Source organism: Verrucomicrobiales bacterium (assembly GCA_016793885.1).
Lineage (GTDB): Bacteria > Verrucomicrobiota > Verrucomicrobiia > Limisphaerales > UBA11320 > UBA11320.
In genome coordinates, this window is the sequence record JAEUHE010000179.1 from 53,869 (window position 1) to 76,312 (window position 22,444).

Below are 22,444 nucleotides of genomic sequence, written 5' to 3' on the forward strand. Positions count from 1 at the left end.
CCCGAGCCATGCTCCCGGACCTTCCACCTACCGTCGGCCGACGCGCTCGTCTCAACTCCGGGTTTAGCCTGGTCTGGGTCTTAGTGCTGCTGGGCGGCATGGCTGCGGTTGCCTTGGCTCTTCTGCCAACGATCGTCGCCCAGGCGCGCAAGACCGCCCAGGCCGAGGATGCGATCCTCTCCCAGTTGACGGAGGCCCTCCAAAAATCGGTTCTCTCGACTCGTACCGTTCCGGGAGCGAATACCTGGGCCCAAGCTGTGGTGCAGGTCAGCGGAATGAATTTGATCGCGGTGAGGCAGGTCTTCCCCCAGTTTCCCTCCGAACTCACCAGCCGCCGGATTTACCTGATCGATCCGCGCTTTCAACCGAACTTGGGTTCGGGCATCCTGCCGTTCAGCCAGCCCAACGGTGGCTTGGATCCATCCGTGCCCACGCAGGTCCCCAACGCCTTCGCGCGTGTCATGATTGTCAGCAGCACCAAGCGGGGGCTGACGCTGCCGTTCTCATCCGGTGTCGCCACCCAGCCGGCTTTCGATAGCTTGTGGGATTGGACGCCCAGCCCCTCCAACCCGGACCCACCGGTGGCCGCCGGGTTCGGCGCCGCATGGCAAGGCAAGGCGTCCCATCTGCACGTGGCGCGCCTCAGCTTCGCGGAGATGTTTAGCTACGTTGTATTTCGCTCTCTCGCCTTCGCAACCGACGGCGGCACGCCGATCGCCGCGCCTTCCACCGTCGCTCGATACCTGCTGCAGGGAACTCCTCTGAGCCTTTACGCTCCCTCGAATGGAGCGTTGGTCCAGCGGCATGTGGTCCAGGGGGACGCTCATTTTGATTTTCGATCTCCGCTGCCACCGATCGGTTATTGGTCTTTTGATGAAGGGGCTACCTCGATCATCTCAACCAACCTGGGAACTGCGGGTGTGCTCGCCAACGCCGCTCTCTCAGCAGGTGCGAGCGTGTCCAATTGCACTCTGGTGGTGCCCGCATATACCGGCTTCAGCGCCACCAACACGGCGTTAGCATTGAACGGCACTACCGGCTTCTCGGATGTCTCGCAATCCCTGATGAATGGATTGAACGAGTTCTCCCTGGCCTGCTGGGTGAATCCGACCAGCCTTTCGGCCTTGAGCCCCGCCGGTCTTTGCGGCCAGCAAGGAGTCGCGGTGCTGGGGTTTGCTGCCGGCGGCGACCTGGTCGTTACCACCCAGCGCGCTGGGCAGGCGGCCATCGCCTATCCCTTTCCCATGGGCGAGTGGCATCATGTGGCGGTCACTGCGGATGGTCAGGCCTTGCGGATCTACGTGGATGGCACTCTTCGCGCCGCCGGTGGTCAGCGGTTGAACCGTACGGATTTTGGCAGCTCGATGCACTCTTTTAGAATCGGTGGCGGGGGACTTTTTGACGGTGGCGGCAACTACTTCCAGGGAAGTTTGGACAATGTTTCTCTCTTCGATCGCGCCCTCTCCGCCGCTCAGATTGCTCGCCTGATGTTGAACCAAGGTCCTTCCGGACTTTGATGGAGTAGCTTCTCCGACACTGCCTCAAGACCAGCGTCCGACCATCGGTCAGGCTCCTCTCTTGTTCAGAAAACACTTTTGCGCACGGGTTGGCCGCAGAGTTGCTTGGAGAGGAATAGTGTCGTGCGCGATGCAGAAATTGCCTCTGTCGCGAGCGGTTGACCGTTGATCGGACCAATCCTCTTCGCGCACACCAACTATGAACCGAAGCATCTTGTCCCTGAGTTGGTTGAACGGGCAGGTGAAAGCCGTCCATGTGCGGGGATCCAAGCTTGTGTCCAGCTGGGTCTGCCCGACGGTGACGGATCGGGTCGAGGAGTTCGAACGGATCCTGCGGGACGCCGTTTCCAACACCGGATTCCGCGGTAAGGACGTGATGGTGGTGGTCGAAAACCGAAGCCTGCTGTACCATCTCCAAGAGGCTCCCATCGGCCGAAGAAGCCTCGTCCGAAGCTTCCTTGAGCGGCGAGTGCAGCAGAGTCGATTCTTCGAGGACCAGCCGGCCTGTTACGGGCTGAACACCCCGGTCCCGATGAAAACCAATCAGCGTTTCCTGCTCACCCTACTGCCTCGGGATTGGGTGACCAGCATTCGAGAGGCTTGCTTGGCGCAAGGATACAACCTGAGAGCGGTCTTCGCCCCCGCGACGGTCCTCACTCGGCAAATCCAAAAGCTCACGGCCTCCACTAACAAGCCAATTCTCCTCAGTGCTGATATCGGAGGCTCCATCGCCCTGGTGGTGGGACGGAAAGACCAAGTCTGGTTTGCTCGTTCGGTGGCCATGTCCGCGGCACCGTCTAGCAGTCCGCTTGATCCTACGAAAGCGGGGCCCACTCTCAAAGTTGTCAAGGCTGTTGCGCGTCCAACGGAACGACTGGAACAGGAGCTGAACCGCACCCGATTGTTCTGTCAGCAGCAGTTCGAATCAACCCTGGACGAATTCTGGGTGATTGGGGAGACAGCGAAACGGGCTCTGGAGAACGTCAAGGTGCCTTCCGGAATGAGCCAGCAGGCCACGGACGGTGCCGAGAATGAATTTCTGCTGGCCTGGGAAACATCACAGCTATCGCCTCGCACCCCGGGGAACCTGCTGAGTCAATTTCACAGCGAGGATGTCTACCGACGGCGGCTGGCGGCTGTCGCAGTCGCTGCCGGCCTTGTTTTCTCCGTCGGGTTCAGTGGGTGGATCAACCACTTGATCAAGGACCGGGATCTGCAACTGCAGAGCATTCAGTCTCAGATCGAGGAATCGCGGACACAGCATGAAGAAACTTTAAGCGTTTGGAAGATCGCCCTCCAGAAGCAGGCCTTTGTCGCGTCCGTCGGGAGCCCCACGGATCCGCCTGTCCCGGTTCTCTTGCTACGGTATCTCGGGTCGCATCTTCCCGAAACCTTTGTTTTAGGGCGCCTCGACCTCAACCGTGCCACCAATCGATGGTACTTCCGCTTGGAAGGGCGTCAAATGGTCTCAACGATGGACTTCTTCACCGCCTTGGAGGCGTTTGAGCGTGAGCTGACCAACAGCGTTTTCAAAGCCCAGATTGCCGCCAGCACCCGAACTCGCCTTTTTCAGGAGTCTTCCACTGAGATTCGGGGGCTAACCGCAGCCGGGTCCGGGAACGATGGCGAGAAGCCGTTTTTTGTGGAGGGAGTGATTCCATGAGCGACACGCCTGTACCTCGGGTTCCACCGGCTCCGGCGCAGCCGTCGCTCCCTCAACCGTCACCCGCCTTGAGCAAGGAGCCGCTCACGGTTGCCTCGCCCACGGATAAACCGGCCGTGAGCCGGATGCAATCCTCCGGAAAACCTCTGTCCTTGGTCGAGCAATGGGAACGTCGGCTGACCAGCATGACCTCCCTCGGCATCGGAATCGCGGTCTGCCTGCTGCTTACGCTGCACGCTTTGGTTCTCCAGCTGCCGAGGGCATCCCTGGCGCAGGTGGTGGCTGCTCGCGAAGAAGCCGCGGGCCTGGCGCAGGATATCGTGGATGCAACCGGATCCCAAGTGGTCGACCAAGCGAGCCTCAGCAACCAGGTCGCCCGTGCCGAGGATTTCCTGATCCCCAAACGAGAGAATGTTGTGGGGCTCGTGGTTGAAATAGAAAAGCTGTGTCGCCTGTCCGGCTGGAAGCCGGACCTGGTGGTGCGGACTTCCAGCGATCGAGTTCAGGCGGTGGACGGTGCGGTGATTCTTCCCGCCACGCTGCGCCTCCATGCTCAACCCGTAGCCGAAGGGGTGGCATCGTCCTTCGAGAGGCTCGTCAGCCTCCTGAGCCAAATTGAGCATTTCCCCCACAAAGTGGAAATTGTATCGCTCAGCGCTGTCGCCGAGAAGGACTCGTCCGTTTCGTCAGTCATCGTCGAACTCCAGTTCTGGACGCGGAAAGCCAATGACAAAGCTGCTGCAAAATAAAGTGGCGGTGGCCTTCCTGCTGGCAACCGCTGTGGGGATGGCCGCCTTCCAATTCAATCTGTTCACGGGATCTGGTCCCTTGCTCGTCTCCGGAAGGGAGGCGGACAGCGAAGCGCCGCCCGAAGGCGATGAAGGGGAAGGACTGAGCACGACCAACTCCCCCCCACGCTACCTGACGGGGCTCCGTGACTGGCCGCAAATGCTCATCAGCGAGCCGTTGCGACGGGATCCCTTCCAGCCAAGGCCCCTGCAGTCTGGTGACCTTGCAGCCCATGCACCTTTGGCACCAAGCCGAACGAACTTTCGACTGCAGGCAATCAGTCGACACCAAGAACGGCGCTTTGCTGTAGTCGATGGTGGCGTGTTCGGCGAAGGCGACCGGATCGCCGAGTTCAGAATCATCCTTATTGATTCTCACTCGGTCTTGCTCCGGGGGCACGATGGGACCGAGAAGAAGCTCGAACTACACTTTGACGGCGCCACCGCTAGACCCGGTCAGACCACGGATGAAGGCTCCGCCACTGATCCGTCCGACCCAACTGAAGCAGAACCGCGATGAGCGAGTGGCACACTCCAAAACCGATGAATACCATGATCGAACCTTCCCCGAGCCCCCTGGCTCGAGCCATGCGACAAGGCCGCGCCCTGAGTTGGCTTCTCCTGCTGCTCTGCCTGGTTACCCCGAGCTGCAAGAGCGGCTCCGCCAAGAAGAAGGTTGATGTGGCCGCCGCAAAGCCCGCAGCGTCGAAGCCCCCTCAGCGCCTCGAAAGCGAGTTTGCTCCGGCACCTCCACCCAAGACGACACCTCCGACCGCTCCGCTTCCCATCCCTCCACGGACTTCCCTCCTGCCACGTGACGCCCAGGCGGCCGCGGGTGGGCTTCCGGGTGGCGACCGGACCTATAGCTTCAGCGCGAAGGGACTCGATCTTCAAGATGCACTCGCTCTCTTCGCTCGCACCTTCGATTTGAACATCGTTCCCGATCCCGACGTCGCCGGATCTATCACCGTCGATTTCAAAAACCTCCCCCTCGACAAAGCGATGGACGCCTTGCTGGAAGTCTTCGGTTACTACGCCGAATACGATCGTGGATTGATTCGTGTGAAGAGCGTCACCAGCGAGGTGTTTACCATCGATTATTTGCGGTTGGTGCGTGGTGGAACCGGAAACAGCTCGGCTAACATCGCCTCGGGAGGATCTTCCGGGTCGAGCGGTGGATCCTCCTCGGGTGGATCCAGTGGCTCTTCTGGCGGGGGTGGAGGCGGAGGTGGCGGCGACGGCGCCGGTGTCTCCATCAACCAGACGGATACCGTCAAATTCTGGGAAGAACTTGATGAGCAAATGAAGGCGTTGATTTCCGACAAGGGCAAGTACGTGATCAATCGTACCGCGGGTCAGGTCTTCGTCAGCGACCAGAAGGCGACCATGGATCGGATTCGAAATTTCCTGAGCCATGTGCGTCAGACCCTTCATCGGCAAGTGGAGATCGAAGCCCAAATCTTCGAAGTGGTACTGAACGATGAATACCATCTGGGCATCGACTGGCAGAACGTGATGGGCAAGGTGGGTGACTACTATGTCTCCTCCGGTGGCGGAACGACCCTCATCCCCACGTCCCGGATGATCGTGGACTCTCCGATTGGAGGCAACGAACCTGCGGCTCCCGCGCTTTCAATGGCCATGGGACGGAAGGACGCCCGCGCCGTGGTGGACGCACTGAAGCAAATGGGCACCCTCCGAATCGTGTCGCAACCGCGCATCCGGACCCTGAACAACCAGGCCGCGATGATCAAAGTGGGCCTCGATAAGCCGTTTTTTCGTCGTACGACTCAGGTCATCGCTACCACGGGAACACCCATCACCCAAAGCAGCGTTGAGATTCAGGTGGTGACGGTCGGAACCATCCTATCCATCACTCCGCAGATTTCGGATGACGGCCATGTGAGCATGGACATTTCGCCGATTATCACCCGACTCATCCAGACGGCCCGCGGTCCCGACTCCTCGACCGCCCCGGAAGTCGACATCAAGCAGACTTCCTCCCTGGTGCGCATGAAGGACGGAAACACGGTCGTGATCGGGGGACTGATTCAGGACGAATCCTACAAGACGGTCCGGAAGGTGCCATTCCTCGGAGACATCCCGATCATCGGACGGCTGATGACCGGGAATTACGATAACAAGCGCAAAACCGAGCTGGTGATCTTCATCACCCCGACGATCGTCGACTGAGCAGAGAATTGCTGCCGCTTCTCTGCTCAGGTTGTTGAGCCCAGTCGGGTACAATCGACGGGCTGCTAGTGGCAGCCGCAGCCACTACCACAGCTGCCGTCTTGGAAATCTTCCTCGCCTGGAGTCCGACCCAGTTCGAACGTCTTGGTGACGTAGTCAGCAATGAAGCGTTGGATGGTTTGGATCTCCTGCTGAGCCTGCAGAAAATCCTTGATGATCGCGTTCTGGAGAACCGCGTCACGCTTCCCCTCGAAATCGGCCACCTCTTCCTGAGTAATGGTCCCACCGGTCTGCTGGCGATGTTCCAGCATCTGCCCCTGTTCCACCAGCGCATTGTATTGATCGCGGGCTGAGTCGTTGGTCAGGAAAGCGTCGACCCTTCCCTTAAGACTCAGAAAGTCGGGATGGGTCGTGATTGTTTCACAAAGCTCGACCGTCTTTTTTTGAATTGCCGACTCTTGAGTGCTGGTTTGCATAATGCGTTAGCGGGTATGATATCACACGATGACACGGACCGCCACATTTGTGGCCGCCTTTGGACCATCGCCCAAGGAATACAGCACAAACAGGGCTCGGTGGCAAATGAAAGCTGACCTGTTGGACGAGAGGCCCCTCCGCGCTTAGGGTGTTAAAGCGAAGCGATCGAGAAGTCGCTGATGGATGTTTCCAAACCCACCATTGGTGAACACACAGACGACCTCTCCGGAGCGGGCGGTGGTCCCCAAATGATCGACGATGGCATCGACCCCGGGTAAAAAGGAGGCATCCTTGCCCCTGGCTTTCAGCTGTCGAGTGAGCTTCTCGGGGTCAAGCCGCAGATCGGCCGGGATAAGCTCCGGATTGGCGATGGCGGCAACTACGACGTGATCGGCATCATCGAACGACGTGACGAGGTCCTCCTGGAAGACGTTGCGCCGGGTGCTGTTCGTTCGAGGCTCAAAAATGGACCAGATGGGCTGAGCCGGAAAGCGCACCTTGAGCGCTTTGAGGGTCTCACGGATGGCCGTCGGGTGATGGGCAAAATCATCGATCACCGTCACGCCATTTCGAACTCCGCGCACTTCCATGCGCCGCTTTACCCCTTGGAAGGTATCAAAAGCGGCTTGGATCTGAGCGTCGGTAAGGCCGCAGTGCAGCGCGCACGCTGCCACGGCCAGCGCATTGCGGACGTTGAGTTCGCCCACCAGGGGGATTCTGAAGCGGGAGGATCCGACGGAAAACGAAGATCCGGCTGGGGAGAGGTCGAGGGCGGTAGCACGGAAATCATTTCCTTCTCCAAGGCCGTAGCGGCGCACGGGGGCGTGCTTGATATCCAAAAGGGGAGCAAGATTGGGGTCGTCTCCGTTCGCCAGAACGAGGCCATTCCGTGGGACCAGCACGATCAGCCGTTTAAACGAAGTCTGGACCGCGGCGACATTCTCAAAGATGTCCGCATGATCCAGTTCGACGTTGTTGATGATGGCAACCTCGGGCAGGTAGTGAACAAACTTGCTCCGTTTGTCGAAGAAAGCCGTGTCATACTCGTCGCCTTCGATGATAAACCACTCGCTGTCGGTGAACCGAGCGCCTTGCGAAAGATTGTTGGGAATGCCGCCGATGAGATAACTCGGTCGCAGCCCGCTGTGCTCGAAAACCCAGGTCAATAAGGACGTGGTGGTGGTCTTGCCGTGCGTGCCCGCCACGACCAGACACCGCTTGCCACGGATGAAAAACTCTTTGAGCAGCTCCGGAAGCGAGCAATACCGCATCTTCTGCTCGAGGACCGCCTCAGCCTCGGGATTGCCACGTCCGATCGCGTTGCCGATGACCACCAGGTCCGGACGATGCGAAAGGTGGCTTTCAGAGTAACCGGAGAAAACCTGAATCTTCCTCTCCGAGAGGAAGGTGGACATCGGCGGATAGACATTCGAATCCGAGCCGGAGACTTGATATCCGCGCTCCTGCATCGCAGCGGCCGTTGAAGCCATTGCGGTGCCGCAGATCCCGACGAAATGAACCGAGCGAATAGTTGAAAGCATGATTGATTCGACGCGCAGAGCGCTGACTAGGTTTCAGCCTTCGCTGGGAAAGACTTCTGGTCAAGGCGGAAGATGAATTTGAGTGGGTAGGGTGCCAGCCAGCTAAGGGTTGTCAACGGATCAACTTTATCCCAAAGTCATCCGCCTATGCCACGCCGACTCTTGCTCGCCCTTGTGATTTGGAGCCTCATTTCCCCTCAGAGTTCATTCAGTGCGGACACCGCAAACGACTCCCGGGATCCCGCGTCGGCCTGGATCGAGCTCTTTAATGGCAAAGACCTTGATGGCTGGATCCAGCGCGGAGGCAAAGCCCGGTATCGGGTAGAGAATGGTTGCATTGTGGGTACCTCGGTTACCAATACGGGAAACTCGTTCTTATGCACCCGCCGTGATTTCACGAATTTTGTGCTGGAACTGGACTTTCGAGTGGCCACCGGCGTGAACTCGGGCGTTCAAGTGCGCAGCCATTGCTTCACGAACGCCACTGAACTGAATTGGAAGGGACGTCAGATTCGTGTCCCCGCGGGCCGCGTTCATGGTCTGCAAGCCGAGATCGACACCTCCGCCCGGGCTTGGACAGCGGGCTTGTATGATGAGGGGCGTCGCGGGTGGCTCAACGATCTCAAGGAAAACGAGGCTGCCCGCAAAGCCTTCAAGGCCGGAGAGTGGAACCAGCTTCGCGTTCAGTGTGATGGCTCCCGGGTTCGCACCTGGCTCAACGGCGTGTCCGCCGCAGATCTCCAGGATGATCTTTCCCCCGCTGGTTTTATTGGGCTTCAGGTGCATAGCGTGGGAAAAAATGGCACTCCAGGGCACGAAATTTCCTTCAAGAATATCCGACTACGGGAGCTTTAGTTAATGGCGGCTCGCCCCCCATGAGTGGCGCTGCCGCTACTGGGGTGATCGGACCCCTTACCCTTCAACCCTTTCGCCGACGGCCTCCCAAGCTGGAAAGCTGCTGAAAGCCTTCGCTTGCCCGAGCTTGAACTCTGCCTATAATCGGCCCCGTGCTTGATATTAAATTAATTCGAGACCAGGCGGACATGGTGCGTCAGCGGTTGGCGACGCGTGGGGCAGGGGACGAAGCGAAGATTGATGAGGTCCTGAAATTGGATGAGCAGCGCCGCAAGCTGCTGGTCGAGGTGGAGGAGTTGAAGGCCGCCCGAAATCGAGTGTCCAAGGAGATTGGCATTTTGATGGGCAAGAAGGAACTCGCGGCCGCCGAAGCCAAGAAGTCTGAGACGAGGACTATCGGCGACCAGATCACAGTGCTCGACAAACAAGTGGCCGAGGTGGAGCAGGCGCGCGAGGATATCCTGCTGCGACTCCCGAACCTCCCGCACACGAGCGTCGCGCTCGGGAAGTCGGCCGAGGACAATCCGGAGATGCGCACCTTCGGAGCCAAGGCGCAATTCGACTTTAAGCCCAAGGACCACATTCAGCTCTGCCAAAGCCTCAAGTTGGTGGATTTTGAACGTGGTGCAAAACTTTCTGGCAGCGGCTTTCTGCTCTACACCGGGTGGGGTGCGCGCTTGGAGCGAGCCCTCATTCAATTTCTCCTCGACCTCCATGTGCGGGAGCATCACTACACGGAAGTGTCGCCGCCGTTTATCATCAATCGCGAATGCATGGTTGGGGTGGGCCAATTCCCGAAGTTCGAGGATCAGGCCTATGCCGTTCAAGAAGGCAAGGACGCTTCCACCATGGGCAAGCTCTACCTGCTGCCCACCGCTGAGGCTCCGGTGGCGAATATCCATCGTGATGAGACTCTGAACGAATCCCAGCTCCCCATCCAATACGTCGCCTACAGCCCTTGTTTCCGCGCCGAGGCCGGCGCCGCAGGGCTCGGTACTCGCGGGATGATCCGTGTCCATCAGTTTGACAAGGTGGAACTCATCAAGGTGGTCAAGCCCGAGCACGGCTATGAGGAATTAGAGAAGATGGTGGCCAACGCCGAAAAAGTCCTCCAACTCCTGGGACTGCATTATCGGGTGATCATGCTCTGCACCGGCGACATGGGTTTTGCGAGTGCAAAGACGTATGACATCGAGGTTTGGGCCCCAGGGCAGGGGACCTACCTCGAGGTGAGCAGCTGCTCCAACTGTGAGGATTTCCAGTGCCGCCGCATGAACTTGAAGTTCAAGACCGCCGCTGGCGACAAAATCGCGCCCCATCTGCTCAACGGAAGCGGAACTGCTTTGGCTCGGCTCTTCGTCGCGCTCTTGGAAACGCATCAGCAGGCCGACGGCTCGATTCGGATACCGGAGCCACTGCGGCCGTATCTGCAGACGGAGCGCATCGTGCCATGAGCTCCCGGAAACGGGCCCAATCAGCCCGGAAAACGAGCTCACCGACGGTTTCGCCCTCAGCGACTCCTCCGGGGCTCCGCTTGCTGATCGGCTGCAGCGAAGTGCATCCTTACAGCAAAACCGGAGGCCTGGCGGACATGGTCTCCGCTCTGGCCAAGACCATGGCGCGGCGAGGACACCGCGTCGGTGTGGTCACACCTCTGTACCGTGGACTGCTGGAGAAACTCCAGGGACTTCAGCGATTAGACTACTTCATGCGATTGCCCATGGGGCCGACCGACTGGGTTGAAGCTTCTGTCCACGTGCTGGAGCCGGAGCCAGGGTTGACGATTTACTTCATCAACCAGCCCATCTACTATGATCGTGGCGGGTTGTATTCCGAAGCGGGTCGAGACTACCCGGACAACGCCCAACGCTTTTTCTTCCTCGCCAAGGCCGTGGTGCATCTGGCGCGCTATCTGCCATGGCAGCCTGAGATCGTTCATGTTCACGACTGGCAGGTCGGTATCGTGCCCGCGCTCATTCGCCACCAAGCCGAGCGTGAGGGATGGCACAATCCACCGCGCTCCATCTTGTCCATCCATAACCTGGCATACCAGGGTGTATTCGGCCCGGAGGCCTTTCCCTGGGCGAATCTGCCTCGCGAATATTTTACCCCCAGCAGTCTGGAATTCTACGGAACCGTGAACTGCCTCAAGGCCGCGATTGTAGGATCCGACCTGCTCACCACGGTCAGCCCACGCTACGCGCGCGAGATCACCACGGCGGAGTACGGCTGCGGCCTGGATCCTTTGCTGCGCCACCGGCAATCGATCCTCAGTGGCATTTTGAACGGCGTCGACTACGAGGAATGGCAAACGGAAAAAAATCCGCATCTGCCGGCCGTCTATTCGGCCAGGGATCTGGCGGGTAAAGAGACCTGCAAGGTCGAGTTGCAAAAGCAAATGCGCTTGCCGGTGGATCCAACCGTGCCGCTCTTTGGCAGCGTCACGCGTCTGGCTGATCAAAAAGGCGTCGATATCCAGTTGGGCGCACTGGAGGAAATGCTCGCCTCCGGAATGCAATTTGTCTTGTTGGGATCCGGGGCCGCCGACCTCGAGCGCGCCTACCGAGAGCTCGCCGCCCGGTATCCCACCAAAGTCGCCGTTCAAATTGGCTATAACCACGCGCTCTCTCATCGAATCGAAGCCGCGGCGGATTTCTTCCTGATGCCGTCGCTGTTCGAACCGTGTGGATTGAACCAGATGTACAGCCTCCGTTACGGGACAATTCCCATCGTTCGTGTGACCGGCGGATTGGATGACTCGGTTATCGATATTACCGAGGATCCCAAACACGCCGATGGCATCAAATTCCACGAGTACAGCTCCCGGGCCTTGGCAAAGGCGATCCGGAAAGCGCTAGCGCTCTACCAGCAGCCGCGGTTGCTGAACTGGTACCGCAAGCACGCCATGGCCGCCGATTTCTCCTGGGACCGAACCGCCAGCCAATACGAAGCGGCCTACCGATCGTTAAAAGCTTAACCACACCAGCTGTCCAACTTAGTAAAGGCAACTTCTTCAGCCTGAAGTATTTATAGTATTTAACACACATTGTGCGAGTACTGAGAATCCGACGAGTCATGCCTGGCTTTTCAATCCGATGGCATGCGTGATTTGGGAACCTCGATGACCAAGGAGCCTAGGCTGTGCCGGCGGACGGCGGTTCCGGATTTCAAGAGCGCTGAGATTCCTGGTGCGGATGCGCTTCGGCTCTAATCGTGCCCCCACCAACCGAATCGTTTGCCGAACGGCCAGTAGACGAAGAACGATTTACCGATGACATTTTCTTTCGGGAACGTGCCCCAGTAGCGGGAGTCGGAACTGTCACAGGTATGATCGCCCATGACAAAGTAGTGGTCTTCGGGAACGTTGAGCACCGAATCTCCGTCCGGGAACAACGGGATTCCCAAGCTGGGCCGAAACCTCGCGTTGACGTGGCCCATGTAACCGTCCTCAGCCCACTTGGACTCATCGTAGATTTTCTCGAAATGAGGCGTGGAAGAATCCAATCGCTTTCCATTGATCACCGCATGGCGATCATTGCCAATCTGAATCTTCTCGCCGCCCAACGCGACCAGGCGTTTGATGTAGTGCTGATCCTCCGACATGTTGCGATACTTGATGCCGTAAGTCTTGAACACGACGATGTCGCCCCGAGTGGGCCGGCGAAAGTTGTACGTCATGCGATCCACAAAAAGATGGTCGCCGCTGACCGCACGCATTTTTAGAACATCCTGACCAGCCCTGAACGTGACTCCATATCCCAACTGGGCGTGCTTGGGAAACAGGTTCTCTGGCGGGAACCAAACGGTGTACACCTCGTCGCCGATCTTAAATCGTTGCCGCAGATTAAAGAGCAAAAATCGCGAGGGTTGTTCGTCCATCAAGCTGAACTCGCCGTCGTTCCTGGCCACGATGTGATAGTAGGTCGCCCCGGCGCTGATGAAATCCCACCAGCGCTTCAGGGTGCCCGGAATCACAAAGGTGGGATCCCCGGGACGATTCTCAGCCGTGACTCCATACAGGGTTGGCTGCATGGATCCGGTCGGAATTTTGAACGGTTGGAGTAGGAATGTCCGGATTCCCATGGCCACCGCAATCGCCACGAGAAAGACCTCAACATTTTCCCGGTAAGAAGCATGAGGATAGCGCTTAAGCCACTTTTCCGCAGTGTCGTTGAGCACCGTCATTTTCTGCTCTATCACCGCGCGGTCGATCGATCCGCGAGTGGAATCGTAGAGATCTTTGGTAGCTTGTTGCACCGCACTGATGGCCGAGGGCGTTAGCAGATCGCGCTGAGCGGAGATCAGCTTGTCGGCGTGTCCACACATTTGACGGGCGTGGCGGACCGTGCGAGATAGAAACCAGTTCAAAAACGCTTTCATCAGGAGTTTAGAGATCGTGCCTCATCCGCTCCGAGCCCCGGGGCCCGGATGCACTAGCAAGGTCGTCTTAGGCCTTAAGCACCTCGATAAAGGCCTCTTGAGGAATATTGACGCTGCCGATGGACTTCATCCGTTTCTTACCTTCCTTCTGCTTTTCCAGCAGTTTGCGCTTCCGCGTGATGTCACCGCCGTAGCACTTGGCGGTAACGTCTTTGCGCATGGCGCTGATACTTTCCCGAGCGATGATCTTTCCTCCAATAGCCGCCTGGATGGCCACCTGATACTGCTGCTTCGGAATCACTTCCTTGAGCTTCGCTGCCAGAATACGTCCCCTGCTCTCCGCCTTCTCGCGATGTACAATACACGAGAATGCGTCGACCACCTCGGCGTTAACCAACATATCGAGCTTCACCATGTCGGACTCCCGATAGCCGGCATATTCATAATCCATCGATCCGTAGCCCCGGGTGATGCTCTTGATCCGATCGTGGAAGTCGATCAGGATCTCGTTCAACGGAATCTTGCAGGTGATCATGACGCGACGTATGTCCAGCGTCTCGGTATGATCGCAGGTGCCACGTTTCTCCGAAACCAGTGACATCATGTCGCCGATGTACTCATTCGGACAAATCACGAAGGCCTTAACCATCGGTTCCTCAATCGAGAAAATATAGTTCGGCTCTGGCATGAAGGCGGGGTTGTCAATGTCCTTCAGCGTGCCATCCGTGAACGTAACCCGATAGATGACGCTGGGATACGTGGCGATGATGTGCATGTCGTACTCCCGACGGAGCCGTTCCTGCACAATCTCCATATGAAGGAGCCCCAGGAACCCGCAGCGGAATCCAAAGCCCAGGGCCACCGAACTTTCCGAGCTGTACACAAAGGCGGAGTCGTTGAGCTGAAGCTTAGACAGGTTGACCTTGAGATGCTCGTAGTCGGCCGTGTTAATCGGATAGATACCGCTGAACACCATCGGATGGATCTCTTGAAACCCAGGCAGAGTCGGCGAAGGAATTCGCGTATCCGTCAGGGTATCGCCCATCTTCACGTCCTTGGGACTCTTGATATTCGCCGTGATATAGCCGGTTTCACCCACTTCCAGCTTCTCGCGGACATAAGGCTTCGGATTGAAGCTGCCCACTTCCTTGATCTCCACCGAGCGGCCTGAGTGAAGCAGCTTCACATGCAGCCCAGGGCGCAACTCCCCGTTGAACACGCGCACATGCGACACGACGCCTTTGTAGGTGTCGAAATAGGAATCGAACACCAAGGCCTGCAGCGACGGCGCGCCCGTAGGCTTGGGCGGCGGCACCCGTTTAACGATGGCCTCGAGTATGTCCTCGATCCCGATACCTTGCTTGGCGCTGGCCAGGATCGCGGAGTCGCCAGGGATGGCCAAAATTTCCTCGAGCTGCACTTTCGCCTGATCGACGTTCGCATGAGGCAGATCAATCTTGTTGATGACCGGGATGATCTCCAGATTCTGCTTCATGGCCAGGTGGACGTTGGCCACTGTTTGAGCTTCGACCCCCTGGGCGGCATCGACAATCAGCAAAGCGCCTTCGCATGCGCTCAGGCTGCGCGACACTTCGTAGGCGAAATCCACATGCCCCGGAGTGTCGATCAGGTTCAGCTCATAGGTCTCCCCATTCTTGGCCTTGTAATACATCGTGACCGGATGCGCCTTGATGGTGATGCCCCTCTCGCGCTCCAAATCCATGGAGTCCAGGTGCTGTTCCTCAATGTTGCGATCCGCCACCGTGCCCGTGTGCTGGAGCAATCGATCGGAAAGCGTAGTCTTCCCGTGATCGATATGAGCGATGATGCTAAAATTTCTTATGTGTGCGACGTCCATCAGACAACCCTATCTCAAAACTCACCTGTGGCGGCGCAACTCTTTGCACCGCTGGCAAGTGGCTCGTGAGTATGCGAAATTTCCCCCCGGACAAGCAATCGTAGAAAATTTAAACCTTTAGGGAGGATGAAATCGGTGTTCTTGATGGATCCTCTCGAATTTTCCTCCTTGAATCACAGTCTCAAAACCGTTAACGGATCTGACGTTTGACTAAATCAGCAACCAGTTCAGCCACCCCGGTTTGCCCGTCGCCTGCCCTTTGCCCCTTGAATCAGGTCAAAGCCGGTGCGTCCGTGCGGGTTCGCCAGTTGTGCGCACCTCCCGATGTCAACCAGCGGCTGCGCGAGATTGGCTTCGCGGAACAGCAGCAGGTACGGCTCGTGAGCACCCAGCAAAGCGTTATCTGCATGGTGTGCAATGCCCGCTTAGCGATCAGTCAGCAACTTGCAGAAACAATTATGGTGGAACCACTTGAGACTGGATTACCCCATAAACGCTAAATACCCACCTCAATGGGTTACGTTTCTGAAGCCAACCACAACCCTCAGATACCCGCGGCTGTATGCCTGAGGCTCCCCTTCCTTTAAGCAGCATGACTGCCGGCGCCACCGGCACCGTTGTCGAGCTTCGTCTGCCTCCTGAAAGCCGCGGTCGGCTGCTCGAGATGGGCTTGCTGGTCGGTACCGCCATCGAACTTGTGCGTTTCGCACCGCTGGGGGATCCAGTGGAAATTAAAATCCGAGGTTATCACCTGTCGCTGCGTCGTCACGAGGCGGAGCTGATTCTGGTCCGGCCTAAATAGGACCGCCGCCACTCATGTCGACGCCGGAGTCATCTCCCCCATCCCCCCCCGTCTTGAAGGGCCCCTCCTATGTGGTCCTGACAGGGAACCCCAATTGCGGTAAGACCACCCTTTTTAATGCCCTCACGGGCTTGAGGGCTCGAGTGGGCAACTACGCCGGTGTGACCGTGGAGCGCAAGGAGGGTTCCTTGCAGCATTCGAAAACGCTCATCCAGATTCTCGACCTTCCGGGTACTTACAGTCTGAGTCCCGCTTCCCTGGACGAGCAGGTAGCCCGCGATATCCTGTTCCATCGCTTGCCCGAGGTGCCTCCCCCTGCCCTGGTGGTCGTGGTCGTGGATGCCTCCAACCTCCAACGGAATCTCTATCTGGCCACCCAAGTCATCGAGCTGGGTTACCCTACTCTGGTGGCGCTGAACATGGTGGATGTGGCGGAAACCGCCGGACATTCCATCGATGCGACCCAACTGTCCAAGGCCCTGGGCGTGCCGGTCCTGCCCCTGGTGGCCACTTCCGGCCAAGGGCTCGATGAACTGCGACGACACATCGAAGGGCAGGTGAGCACCCCCGCCCCGCCCTCTGCCCCCCGTCTGTTCTGCGAGCTTTCGGAGAGCTTTGGGAAGGAATGCCAGCACATCGCCAAGCTGCTCGAGTTGAGCTTTCCTCAGTCCCGCTATCACGCACTGGCCGAGGCTCTGCTGCTGCTGGGCGATGAACGCATTCTAACCGCCCTCCCCGTTCGCTATCCCGAGTCCCTGGTCGGCGAGGTTCGATCGGCGCGGCTGCGGCTCGAAGCGCTAGGGGTTGATTGGCGCAGCGCCGCGATCGAGGCGCGCTACGCCCGCGTTTCTGCCATCGAGGAAATGGTCACGACAGTGACTCAGATCGAGGGCGAGAGCACTACCGATCGATTGGATCGCATTCTGACACATCGAGTTTGGGGCATCCTCATCTTCCTGCTGATCATGGGAGCGATGTTTCAAACCATCTTCTCGTTCGCTGAACTGCCGATGAGCTGGGTCGAAGCCGGGGTAGATTGGCTCGGCGATAAAGTCTCTCACCTCATGCCGCCTGGCCCCTTGAACGAGCTGATCCAGCTGGGCGTGTTTAAGGGGGCGGGTGCCGTGGTGGTCTTCCTCCCCCAGATCTGCCTGCTGTTTTTCTTCATCGGTCTGCTGGAGGACACCGGCTACATGAGCCGAGCGGCCTTCCTGATGGACCGTCTCATGAGCAAGGTCGGCCTACATGGCAAGAGCTTCATCCCCATGCTCAGTTCGTTCGCCTGCGCCATCCCGGGAATCATGGCCACCCGAACGATCGAGAGTCCTAAAGACCGGCTGGTGACTATTCTGGTGGCCCCCTTGATGAGCTGCTCGGCCCGACTTCCGGTCTACACTCTGCTCATCGCCGCCTGCATTCCCAATCTCACGCTGTTTGGCTTTCTGAAGCTGCCCGGACTGGTGATGCTGGGTATGTATCTCCTGGGAATCGTCGTCGCACTGTTCATGGCCTGGCTGTTCAAAAAAACGCTGCTCAAAGGGCCTACTCCCATGTTGATCCTGGAGCTCCCTCCATACAAATGTCCGCTGCTGAAAGTGGTCGCCCGCCACATGTGGGACCGGGCGCGGTTGTTTCTGCAACGAGCCGGCACCGTCATCCTGGGGATCAATGTGCTGCTGTGGTTTCTGGCGACGTATCCCAAGAGTAGTCAAACCGAGCAGAGCTTCGCCGACCGGCGCGCTGCGCTGGTGCAGCTGCCGACCGGCAGCCCAGCCGAGCAGGAGGCAAGGGCGCTGGAGCTGAAGGTACTGCATGATCAGGAGTCGGGAGAACGACTGCGCAACAGTTTCGCCGGCCGGATGGGGCGAGCCATCGAACCATTAATCAAACCGCTGGGTTTTGACTGGAAAATCGGCATCGGGATCGTGGCATCGTTCGCCGCTCGGGAAGTGTTCGTCAGCACCATGTCCCTGGTCTACAACGTGGGTGAGGAAGCGGATGAATCGGAGGGCATGCAGACTCTCGCCGCCACGCTGCAAGAGCAGAAAACCCCCGAGGGCCAGGCCCTTTATCGGCCACGGGTGGCGTTAACCCTGATGGTCTTCTATGTCTTCGCCCTCCAGTGCGTCAGCACGGTCGTCGTCGTCCGACGCGAAACAAACTCCTGGAAATGGCCCCTGTTTCAGTGGTTATATATGGGTGCTTTGGCCTGGGTGCTGGCCTTCGCGACGTATCATCTCTGCCCGCTGTTCGGATTGACCTGAGTGCCAACGTCGCGTGTCGGTGTTCCGCAGCCTAGACCTGATCACACACTTATGACTTTAACACGCACCTGCCCCGGTTGGTCTTTCGGATTCTGCCTGGGCTGGATGGCGCTAGCCACCATGACCTGGGCGGCGCCACTTCAGCTCACCTTGGACACCAATCTCTCCACCATACGCGTTTCGATCGATGCCTTCGGCCAGCGTGACACCCAACAAACCAAGCTGGCGGGAGAAATCCAGGTGGAGGTGACACCCGCATCTGCTCCGACTCAGATCGCCGTCGGAGATTTCTCAATGCGCACCGTCCAGGACATGAATTTCAGCATCAGCTTCGGCTTCCTGGGCAAAGCGACGGCCAAAGTGAACGACCTAGAGCTAACCCGCATTGAAACACCCGTCCCCTTGCAGTACGTTCCGCTCTCAGTCACGGGCGGGTTCGCGGTCGACAACCTGCGCTACCGCACCTTTGGCGATGGCTCCTACGCCCTCAGTGGACTCCCCTGCTCTCTGGCTCAGGGTTCCGGTCGAGAGTGCAACGACTCCGTAGATTTCGATAGCGGCCCTCCGGGAACCATTAGCCAAATGACCGGCAAACTCGACGTGAACGAAGGCAAGCTCAGGCTCGAGATCGAATACTTCTTCTCCCAACCGCTGGACCCTTCAACCCCCGATTTCGCTACTGTCAGCGGACCGGTGACCATCGTGGCAACGGGAGATTTACCCCCCGCAGAGGTACGACTGCAGATCCAGGCTCAGTCCACCGGTCAAGGGATCCTGCTTCGCTGGCCAGCCTCGGCGAAGGGACTCAACCTCGTGGCGACTCCCGATCTGGAGGCCCCCATTAATTGGCGGCCGGTCGACACCGCACCTGTCACCAACGGGGAGTTTCTCGAAGTCCTGCTTCCTGGGACTGCCCCCAAGCGCTATTTCCGACTTCAGTGAGTCGAGGACATCGCAAATCCGGTATGTAAGTCAATCCGAAGGAGGGCAAGGAGTTCGGGTCCGTCGCGTGCAGGAAAAGCGGGACATGTCTCCGCACTCCATATCCGTCACGTCCGTCCCGAAACGTCTTGGAGTTGATCGAGAACCGATCCGGCTAAACTTTTAATTCATTCTTCGTGTAAGCCTCTCTCAACCTTGCCCTAAGTATCGAGGCTGAACACGAGCTGAGGATTTTACCCCTGATGAGGCAGGGAGAGACTCCGTCGAGCCCATGAATACTCTAGGTATGTATAGGCTGAAGGGGACACCGCGAGGAGCGATCATGGGCAATCGACGTCCAGAGGTCCTTTTCGGGCTGACTCGTTGTTCGCACGAGAGCTCTGGGCCATTGTGGGCTCGACGGAGTCTCTCCCTACCTTGAGATGGTGTTAGGAAGAGTAACCCTCTGGCGCATTTGTAATGCCGACGAAGACAGGGTTTTCCATAGGCGCAGAAACGTCCTCAAGCGAAATGAGTCACACCATCAAATCCCCGGAACGGACCATCGCACTACGACAACCTCAGTTCACTTGCTCACGACACAGCGAAACCCGCTGTGGTTGAGCCCAGTGTCGGGAGAGGCTTTCATCCGGGTGCTGGGCCGATAGCCCGAGCAATAGACATCGTTGCAGAGAAACGATCCGCCACGCTGGACGCGCTTCGCGACCCCTGGCTCGTTGGGGTCCTCGCTCGTCGATGGACCGGGGGGGTTCTCGGCCGGACAGGTTCCATAGTAGTCAGGCAGGTACCAATCCTGACACCACTCCCACACGTTTCCAGAAATGTCGTACAGCCCATAGCCGTTGGGCGGATACGACGCCACCGGAGCGGTGGTAAGGAAGCCGTCTTCTCCTTTGTTCGAGTTGGGAAATTTGCCCTGCCAGATATTGGCCTGCCATCGGCCTCCGGGAACCAGCTCTTGTCCCCAAACATAGTCGGCCCCTTTCAACCCCCCGCGCGCCGCAAACTCCCACTCGGCCTCGGTCGGGAGACGCTTTCCGGCCCACTCCGCATATTTGGTGGCATCGAACCAACAGACCTGCACCACTGGATGCTTCTCCTTGCCCGCCAAATTAGACCCCGGGCCCTCCGGATGACGCCAGTTGGCGCCAGGAATATACTCCCACCAGCTGAGAAAATCAGCGAGTGACACCTCTTCCTTCGGCGCATGAAAAACCGCCGCACCAGCCACTAGCTTGTCCAACGGCACACCCGGATACTGGGCGGGATCCGGTTTGCGCTCCGCCACCGTCACATAGCCGGTAGCTTTCACGAACCGCTCGAATTCCTCATTGGTCACTTCCGTTGAATCCATCCAAAATCCAGAAACGGTGATCTCCCGAACGGGTTGCTCATCCGGCGCCCCGTTAGCAGCGCCTCGGGCAAAGCTCCCCCCTGGAATCCAAACCATGCCGTTGGTGCCGCGCGCACCCGCCGGCGCCGTCCTGGCCTCGGGTGACGCCGGTTTGACGGGCGTCGTTTCCGGGGGACGCGACGTCGGAGCCGATGGCGGGGCAGCCGGCTGCCCTGAAGGAGTCGTCTGCTCGTCGCCCGCCGGAATCCGCTGCATGTGATACACGCGCCGGATCTCCTTGCTCATCCAAAAGCAGGCAAGTAACAAACCCAAGCCGAAGGCTCCCCCAACGATGAGCAGGGTCCGCCGTTGAACCGCCGGATCAATAGGTGCCCGTGGTGGCTTGTTCACAGATGAGGTAAGTGTTTCTTCGACGGATGATGCTCGAGGACACCAAAGTCGTTCGAGGGGCCGGTTGATTCAATTCACCGCCATAGGCCAGATGAAATACATATAGCCCGAGCGAAGCTTCGACTTCTCCAGGCCGAGATCGACCTTCACCGGACGGGCCTTCGCGTCGCCAAACAGGCGGAAGAGATGGCTGAAGTCGAGGACGGGCTGATACTCCACGAGTTCCGGACGGCGCAGCCCGGCAATCTGCATCGTACGTTCAACCGCGGTTTGGAAGTTTCCCAATTCGTCCACAAAGCCATGTCGAAGTGCTTCCTTGCCCGAGAGAATCCGACCGTCCGCATACGCCATCCATTCGGGAACCAAAGTGCGACCTCGGTCTTCAACTTCTTTCTCCTCAGCGTTGAGCTTGTTGGCATTCTGTCGTCCTTCGGCCACGACTGCCTTAAAGCGGTCGAAAGTTTCATTGACCATGCGCTGAACCATCGCTCGCTCCTCCTCACTGATCTCCTCCTCGCGCTTGTCGCCGCTCAGCATGTCCTTGAACTTCCCACTCTTGAAGACCTCAGGTCGGATGCCAACTTTGTCCATCAACCCGCGATAGTTGAATCCATGCATGATCACCCCGATGCTGCCGGTGATGGTCAGCTCGTTGGCGACGATCCAGCGGCATGGAGCGGACACGTAGTATCCTCCTGAAGCGGCTAGATTTGCCATCGAGGCGATGATGGGCTTGCGATGCTTTTCCTGAAATTCCTTGAGCAGCTGATACATGTCATCCGAGGCCAGCACTTCTCCTCCCGGGGAGTCCACTTTGAGAATGACCGCCTTGATGCGGTCCTCATCGGCCGCCTTCTCAAGCTGGTGTTTCAGCAAGTCCACCATGCTGTGCCCCACACTTTCCAACGGAGCCGAGGTAATGATTCCTTCCATCGGAATCACCAAAATGCGCTCGTCCGAGTCCCCCTCCTCCTGAATTATCTCCACCAGCCTGGGGCCGTGATCCGTCGCCGCCATCGGCCCACCGGGTATCCCACCTCCGAACAACCCTCCAAGCATGCTCCCTAACATGAGAAAAACCAGAAGCACGAGTCCGCCTCCGCCCAGCAGGATGAGCATCAGCCAGAAGAGCCCGCTTCGTCCGCGACGCGGTGCAGATCCCGTCGGAGCGGGGCCAGCTTGGCTGAATCGCTGCGGCTCGCGCGCAATGACCGGGGGCACTTGGCGTGGGGGGGCAGACTGAGTCGGCTCCGGCTCGGCCGCCGGCACTGGCGGAATCGGCGGAGGCACTGGCGAGGTTTCACCCGGAGCATTTTGTTGATCCATACCGGCGCAACCTAGACAAAGATCTGGCCCCCAGCAAGTCCTAGCATCATCGCCGGCCTAGGAGGGGCCGATGCCCCTCTTCAGGCCTTCCTTC

Annotated in this window: 18 protein-coding genes; 12 read left to right on the forward strand and 6 right to left on the reverse strand. The window is 58.5% G+C overall.

The features are described 5' to 3' along the window. Nucleotides 1–8 precede the first annotated feature (8 nt). The 5 genes from JNN07_20550 to JNN07_20570 all read left to right on the forward strand — a co-directional run bounded on the left by JNN07_20550 (nucleotide 9) and on the right by JNN07_20570 (nucleotide 6,161). A complete protein-coding gene (locus JNN07_20550) occupies nucleotides 9–1,517 on the forward strand; it encodes a LamG domain-containing protein (GenBank protein ID MBL9170137.1) in 1,509 nt (502 codons plus the stop codon). 199 nt (nucleotides 1,518–1,716) lie between these two features. Next, nucleotides 1,717–3,180, forward strand: coding sequence for a hypothetical protein (locus JNN07_20555; protein ID MBL9170138.1), 1,464 nt, complete (start codon nucleotides 1,717–1,719; stop codon nucleotides 3,178–3,180). Next, nucleotides 3,177–3,929 carry a hypothetical protein gene (locus JNN07_20560; GenBank protein ID MBL9170139.1) on the forward strand — a complete coding sequence of 251 codons (753 nt, stop codon included), beginning with the start codon at nucleotides 3,177–3,179 and terminating at the stop codon, nucleotides 3,927–3,929. Before JNN07_20555 ends, JNN07_20560 begins: the two co-directional genes overlap by 4 nt. Continuing rightward, on the forward strand, nucleotides 3,907–4,488 hold the full coding sequence (locus JNN07_20565; GenBank protein ID MBL9170140.1) for a hypothetical protein: 582 nt from the start codon (nucleotides 3,907–3,909) through the stop codon (nucleotides 4,486–4,488). Before JNN07_20560 ends, JNN07_20565 begins: the two co-directional genes overlap by 23 nt. 23 nt (nucleotides 4,489–4,511) lie before the next feature. Beyond that, nucleotides 4,512–6,161 carry a secretin N-terminal domain-containing protein gene (locus JNN07_20570; protein ID MBL9170141.1) on the forward strand — a complete coding sequence of 550 codons (1,650 nt, stop codon included), beginning with the start codon at nucleotides 4,512–4,514 and terminating at the stop codon, nucleotides 6,159–6,161. A gap of 65 nt (nucleotides 6,162–6,226) precedes the next feature. Here the strand turns inward: JNN07_20570 and JNN07_20575 are convergent, their stop codons facing one another. Both JNN07_20575 and mpl read right to left on the reverse strand, forming a co-directional pair. After that, nucleotides 6,227–6,637 carry a YlbF family regulator gene (locus JNN07_20575; GenBank protein MBL9170142.1) on the reverse strand — a complete coding sequence of 137 codons (411 nt, stop codon included), beginning with the start codon at nucleotides 6,635–6,637 and terminating at the stop codon, nucleotides 6,227–6,229. Between the two features lie 144 nt (nucleotides 6,638–6,781). Next, the gene (gene mpl / locus JNN07_20580; protein MBL9170143.1) at nucleotides 6,782–8,179 is read right to left on the reverse strand and encodes a UDP-N-acetylmuramate:L-alanyl-gamma-D-glutamyl-meso-diaminopimelate ligase; all 1,398 of its coding nucleotides are present in this window, start codon (nucleotides 8,177–8,179) and stop codon (nucleotides 6,782–6,784) included. Nucleotides 8,180–8,326: 147 nt separating this feature from the next. Between mpl and JNN07_20585 the strand changes: the two genes are divergently transcribed. The 3 genes from JNN07_20585 (at nucleotide 8,327) to glgA (ending at nucleotide 12,011) form a co-directional block, all read left to right on the forward strand. Then, nucleotides 8,327–9,034, forward strand: a complete 708-nt coding sequence (locus JNN07_20585) for a DUF1080 domain-containing protein (protein MBL9170144.1) — start codon at nucleotides 8,327–8,329, stop codon at nucleotides 9,032–9,034. A 152-nt stretch (nucleotides 9,035–9,186) separates the two neighbouring features. Next, nucleotides 9,187–10,488 carry a serine--tRNA ligase gene (gene serS / locus JNN07_20590; protein ID MBL9170145.1) on the forward strand — a complete coding sequence of 434 codons (1,302 nt, stop codon included), beginning with the start codon at nucleotides 9,187–9,189 and terminating at the stop codon, nucleotides 10,486–10,488. Further along, nucleotides 10,485–12,011, forward strand: a complete 1,527-nt coding sequence (gene glgA / locus JNN07_20595) for a glycogen synthase GlgA (protein ID MBL9170146.1) — start codon at nucleotides 10,485–10,487, stop codon at nucleotides 12,009–12,011. The genes serS and glgA overlap by 4 nt, the downstream gene beginning before the upstream one ends. A 230-nt stretch (nucleotides 12,012–12,241) precedes the next feature. On the opposite strand, the gene lepB is transcribed toward glgA, so the two are convergent. Continuing rightward, complete coding sequence (gene lepB, locus JNN07_20600) at nucleotides 12,242–13,414, reverse strand: signal peptidase I (protein MBL9170147.1); 1,173 nt, start codon at nucleotides 13,412–13,414, stop codon at nucleotides 12,242–12,244. Nucleotides 13,415–13,481: 67 nt separating this feature from the next. After that, a complete protein-coding gene (gene lepA / locus JNN07_20605; GenBank protein MBL9170148.1) occupies nucleotides 13,482–15,272 on the reverse strand; it encodes an elongation factor 4 in 1,791 nt (596 codons plus the stop codon). A gap of 266 nt (nucleotides 15,273–15,538) precedes the next feature. Here lepA and JNN07_20610 point away from each other — a divergent pair, with 266 nt between their 5' ends. From JNN07_20610 to JNN07_20625, 4 genes are all read left to right on the forward strand, one after another. Further along, entirely contained in the window at nucleotides 15,539–15,772 is a 234-nt protein-coding gene (locus JNN07_20610; GenBank protein ID MBL9170149.1) for a ferrous iron transport protein A, read from the forward strand. A 62-nt stretch (nucleotides 15,773–15,834) separates the two neighbouring features. Further along, nucleotides 15,835–16,074 carry a ferrous iron transport protein A gene (locus JNN07_20615; GenBank protein MBL9170150.1) on the forward strand — a complete coding sequence of 80 codons (240 nt, stop codon included), beginning with the start codon at nucleotides 15,835–15,837 and terminating at the stop codon, nucleotides 16,072–16,074. A 14-nt stretch (nucleotides 16,075–16,088) separates the two neighbouring features. Next, nucleotides 16,089–18,338, forward strand: coding sequence for a ferrous iron transport protein B (feoB, locus tag JNN07_20620; protein ID MBL9170151.1), 2,250 nt, complete (start codon nucleotides 16,089–16,091; stop codon nucleotides 18,336–18,338). A gap of 51 nt (nucleotides 18,339–18,389) precedes the next feature. Further along, on the forward strand, nucleotides 18,390–19,280 hold the full coding sequence (locus JNN07_20625; GenBank protein ID MBL9170152.1) for a hypothetical protein: 891 nt from the start codon (nucleotides 18,390–18,392) through the stop codon (nucleotides 19,278–19,280). A gap of 565 nt (nucleotides 19,281–19,845) precedes the next feature. Here the strand turns inward: JNN07_20625 and JNN07_20630 are convergent. Then, on the reverse strand, nucleotides 19,846–20,919 hold the full coding sequence (locus JNN07_20630) for a formylglycine-generating enzyme family protein (GenBank protein ID MBL9170153.1): 1,074 nt from the start codon (nucleotides 20,917–20,919) through the stop codon (nucleotides 19,846–19,848). A gap of 174 nt (nucleotides 20,920–21,093) precedes the next feature. After that, nucleotides 21,094–22,350, reverse strand: coding sequence for a signal peptide peptidase SppA (gene sppA / locus JNN07_20635; GenBank protein MBL9170154.1), 1,257 nt, complete (start codon nucleotides 22,348–22,350; stop codon nucleotides 21,094–21,096). Between the last annotated feature and the right edge of the window lie 94 nt (nucleotides 22,351–22,444).

Excerpts from the sequence above, each read along its gene's own strand:
- JNN07_20550 (MBL9170137.1), top strand. The coding sequence starts at position 9 with ATGCTCCCGGACCTTCCACCTACCGTCGGCCGACGCGCTCGTCTCAAC.
- JNN07_20555 (MBL9170138.1), top strand. The coding sequence starts at position 1,717 with ATGAACCGAAGCATCTTGTCCCTGAGTTGGTTGAACGGGCAGGTGAAA.
- JNN07_20560 (MBL9170139.1), top strand. The coding sequence starts at position 3,177 with ATGAGCGACACGCCTGTACCTCGGGTTCCACCGGCTCCGGCGCAGCCG.
- JNN07_20565 (MBL9170140.1), top strand. The coding sequence starts at position 3,907 with ATGACAAAGCTGCTGCAAAATAAAGTGGCGGTGGCCTTCCTGCTGGCA.
- JNN07_20570 (MBL9170141.1), top strand. The coding sequence starts at position 4,512 with ATGAATACCATGATCGAACCTTCCCCGAGCCCCCTGGCTCGAGCCATG.
- JNN07_20575 (MBL9170142.1), bottom strand. The coding sequence starts at position 6,637 with ATGCAAACCAGCACTCAAGAGTCGGCAATTCAAAAAAAGACGGTCGAG.
- mpl (MBL9170143.1), bottom strand. The coding sequence starts at position 8,179 with ATGCTTTCAACTATTCGCTCGGTTCATTTCGTCGGGATCTGCGGCACC.
- JNN07_20585 (MBL9170144.1), top strand. The coding sequence starts at position 8,327 with ATGCCACGCCGACTCTTGCTCGCCCTTGTGATTTGGAGCCTCATTTCC.
- glgA (MBL9170146.1), top strand. The coding sequence starts at position 10,485 with ATGAGCTCCCGGAAACGGGCCCAATCAGCCCGGAAAACGAGCTCACCG.
- lepB (MBL9170147.1), bottom strand. The coding sequence starts at position 13,414 with ATGAAAGCGTTTTTGAACTGGTTTCTATCTCGCACGGTCCGCCACGCC.
- lepA (MBL9170148.1), bottom strand. The coding sequence starts at position 15,272 with ATGGACGTCGCACACATAAGAAATTTTAGCATCATCGCTCATATCGAT.
- JNN07_20615 (MBL9170150.1), top strand. The coding sequence starts at position 15,835 with ATGCCTGAGGCTCCCCTTCCTTTAAGCAGCATGACTGCCGGCGCCACC.
- feoB (MBL9170151.1), top strand. The coding sequence starts at position 16,089 with ATGTCGACGCCGGAGTCATCTCCCCCATCCCCCCCCGTCTTGAAGGGC.
- JNN07_20625 (MBL9170152.1), top strand. The coding sequence starts at position 18,390 with ATGACTTTAACACGCACCTGCCCCGGTTGGTCTTTCGGATTCTGCCTG.
- JNN07_20630 (MBL9170153.1), bottom strand. The coding sequence starts at position 20,919 with ATGAGCAAGGAGATCCGGCGCGTGTATCACATGCAGCGGATTCCGGCG.
- sppA (MBL9170154.1), bottom strand. The coding sequence starts at position 22,350 with ATGGATCAACAAAATGCTCCGGGTGAAACCTCGCCAGTGCCTCCGCCG.